4 protein-coding genes are annotated in these 3,541 nt (G+C 44.5%); 2 read left to right on the top strand and 2 right to left on the bottom strand.

Going from position 1 to position 3,541, the window contains the following annotated elements:
• The coding region (locus IT392_13200) for an ATP-binding protein (GenBank protein ID MCC6545428.1) at positions 1 to 1,097 on the bottom strand (1,097 nt) is incomplete at its 3' end.
• 292 nt (positions 1,098 to 1,389) lie between these two features.
• Here IT392_13200 and IT392_13195 point away from each other — a divergent pair.
• Positions 1,390 to 2,034, top strand: coding sequence for a PEP-CTERM sorting domain-containing protein (locus tag IT392_13195; protein ID MCC6545427.1), 645 nt, complete (start codon positions 1,390 to 1,392; stop codon positions 2,032 to 2,034).
• 227 nt (positions 2,035 to 2,261) lie between these two features.
• Positions 2,262 to 2,807: a Uma2 family endonuclease gene (locus IT392_13190; protein ID MCC6545426.1), complete on the top strand. Its 546-nt coding sequence runs from the start codon at positions 2,262 to 2,264 to the stop codon at positions 2,805 to 2,807.
• Between the two features lie 23 nt (positions 2,808 to 2,830).
• On the opposite strand, the gene IT392_13185 is transcribed toward IT392_13190, so the two are convergent.
• The coding region (locus IT392_13185; GenBank protein ID MCC6545425.1) for a U32 family peptidase C-terminal domain-containing protein at positions 2,831 to 3,541 on the bottom strand (711 nt) is incomplete at its 5' end.

Raw genomic sequence — 3,541 nt, 5'->3', positions numbered from 1 at the left:
CTGCCGCCATATATAACATAGGGTGATTCTGCTGCCGCACCAGCAATTGCCAACCACTTTATTAGTCCTGTAAAGTAATCTTTGGTCACAGTCTGGCCTGATTTTATCTCTATCGGAACGAAAGTATCGGTCTTTTCAACCAGCACGTCTATCTCATTTCCTGTGTTGTCTCTCCAGAAATAGAGGTTTGAAGCCAATCCCCTGTTATATCTTCCTTTTAATAACTCACTGACCACGAGGCTTTCAAAAAGAAAGCCCCGCATAGCATGTATGGACATCTGCTTCACATCATTAATACCTAACAGCCATGCAGCAAGCCCGGTATCGTAAAAATAAAGCTTGGGAGTTTTGATGAGCCTCTTTCCAAAATTCTTGTGGTGAGGTTGCAGAAGGAATATGATATAGCTTGCCTCTAATATTGACAGCCACGCCCTGGCCGTGTTGTGAGTGATGCCGCAATCATTTGCCAGTCCGGAGAGATTTAGCATTTGCCCTGTTCTGGCTGCGCACATCCGAATAAATCTTTGAAAGACGCTTAGATCCCGCACGTTAACCATTTGCCGTACATCCCGTTCAACGTAAGTAAAGATATAATTGGCATACCAGTTTGAAGGAGAAAGTTCCCGGTCATAAACAGGAGGATAGAATCCTTTCAGGAGTAAATCGTCTAGACCTTTATACATTACACTGCCTGTTTTAAGTTCCGCAAGGGAAAAGGGTAACAGGTGCAATAGGCCGGCACGACCCGCCAGAGACTGTGTGATGCGCGACATGAGCCCGAATTGCTGAGAACCGGTCAGGACAAAGAGTCCATGCCGTTTATCTCTATCCACGATGCCCTGAAGGTACGAAAATATTGCAGGGCAACGCTGGGCCTCGTCCAGCACCGCTCCATCAGGATACCTGGCCAAAAAACCCCGCGTGTCTTCATTGGCAAATTCCAGCTGATCTGGTTCTTCCAGAGATACGTATGGTATATGCTTAAAAACAAACCTTGCAAGCGTAGTTTTCCCTGACTGTCTTGGGCCAGTTATAGTAATTACAGGATACCCCTTTGCCAATACTTTGAGTATATGAGCTGCATGACGGTTTATCATGAAGAAGATTATACAGCGAATCAGCTAATTGTCAATTGAATTGACAATCTGTAAGAAATCCTAAAAAGGGGAGTGATATGTTCACGATGCAGTGAGAATGACGGTAGTCAATAAATACCATGCACTAAAATAGCACCATTTACACTCTCCACTGCACCTGTTCCAATGCATTGCATAGAAGCCTGACATAGATAATTTTAATAATTTCAACGAGTTAAGAAACGGCAAGGATGTTGCTGTTTCAATTCATAACAGCATGCCGGAAAAATCATAAAGAAAGGAGGTGATAGAAATGTTTAAGTCGGGTAGAAAATTGTGGCTTATAATCTCAGTTGCAATAGCCCTGATGGCTGGGAGTGTTGACAGATCTCTGGCTACATTACTTACGATCTCGAATCCAGACTTCGAAGACGTAGAACTGTTGGATGGAGGAGCTGCCCTGAATATAGATGGGTGGGGTGGTACAGAAATATATGGAACACGGAATCCGTCATCTACTCTCTTTGATACAGACTACGAGAATGGCAATGTGGCATGGGTTAACTCTGGTTATATATTCCAGGTTCTTCCATATAATATAGCAGCCGGTCATCTGTACACACTTACTGTGGATGCAGGATATCAGACGACAGCTTCTTGCCCTTCTTGTACGTCATTTGACTACATTATTGAATTGCTGGCAGGGGGAACTTTACTCAATTCGTACGCGGGAACAGGTACAGCGGGTGCATGGGATAAAGATGTGAGCCTGAGCTATTTAGCTTATGAAAGCGGAGGACCATTGGAGATTCGCCTTCATACCGGCGGCAAGCGATCCCACTTTGATAATGTAAGGTTGAGTAATACGGCCGTTCCTGAACCCGGTACTTTAATGCTGCTCGGCTCAGGACTGCTGGGACTGGCAGTGTTTGGAAGAAAGAAGATACAGTTTGCATAGATCATAATGTCCACAGGATATCAATCCAATGCTGTGGGCGTCTTTATTATCTCTCAGATAATCCGGAAGTGACCCTCGGTGAATGAAGGTGCCGTGGATAATTACAAGTGGACCCTCTTCACCGGGGTGTTATGTCCAGGAGACATCAGCCCTTGCGAAGACCCCGGGGCTGTAGTATTCTTTAATCATTAAGGTCACTTTAACAGCAAGTGCATGGAGATATAAAGATGCTGAGACAAAAGGTCAAGCTTACATATAACGAATACTTCAACTTACCGGATGAAAAACGGTATGAACTTATGGATGGAGATCTGTATATGGTCCCAGCGCCGGATTTCTATCACCAGATCGTATCACGAAACATAGAGTTTGCGCTCTGGAGTTTTGTAAAGAAGAAGATGCTTGGGGAGGTGGTTGATGCCCCTGTTGATGTTGTACTTTCTGAAGAAGATGTGCTGCAGCCCGACATTATTTATATCTCCAATGAAAGGAGAGGGATTGTGACGGAAAAGAATGTGAGCGGCCCCCCTGACCTTGTAATAGAGATACTGTCTCCATCAACAAAGGAAAGGGACAGATTGGTCAAACGCTCCCTTTATGCGTTACATGGTGTGAAAGAATACTGGATTGTTGATCCAGCGGCGCAAAGCATAGAGGTTATGCACCTCATTAATAAAGTGTTTGACTTATACGGAATCTTTTCCCTGGAAGATACCCTGACATCACCACTTATCGAAGGATTTTTGTTACCGCTGAAAGAGGTCTTCGTCTGATAAAATATTCTCCGTCTTATGTCTCAATTTATTCTTGCTTCTCTGAATCTTTTATCACGCCTTATCAGATCATTTTTCCGGACCCCGTGCGGTACCTGCATATAAATTATATCTTCATTTCTCGCTGAAGAAATAGTCACTCCGTAGGCAGTCTTCATTTCATCCGCCTTAAACTCCTGTTCTTCAAGCCCCGGTGTTAAGAACTCTACAGGGTCGCCGGCATCAAGCCTGTTTCTCAACTGAACCTTTGCGACAAGGCCGTCCACATCTATCACGACGCCAACCAGTTCATGGCTCATTCTGTATATCTCGCCATCGAAGTTATAATCTTTGTCATCCTGTTTTCCAAAAAACATACCTGTCGTGTATCCCCTGCTGCTGAACATGGAGAGCTCCCTGAGCCACCTTTCATCAACTTTGTACTCATCAGTGTCAGTACCAAGTTTATTTATAGCCTCCCTGTATGTCTTCACAACACCCGCAAGATAATTAATCCCCTTCATCCTTCCCTCTATCTTAAAGCTGTCTATCCCCGCCTCTTCAAGCAGATTTAAATGTTCGATCATGCAGAGGTCCTTTGAGCTCATGACGTATGTACCCCTCTCATTTTCATACACGGGAAAATGCTCCCCCGGTCTCTTCTCTTCCATAAGGGTATAGTCCCATCTGCAGGAGTTGGTGCATTCACCCATATTAGCGCTCCGGTCCGAAAGAAAGCTGCTGATATAACACCT

The organism is Nitrospirota bacterium, assembly GCA_020846775.1.
Lineage (GTDB): Bacteria > Nitrospirota > 9FT-COMBO-42-15 > HDB-SIOI813 > HDB-SIOI813 > RBG-16-43-11.
This window is presented reverse-complemented; position numbering and strand designations above follow the sequence as displayed.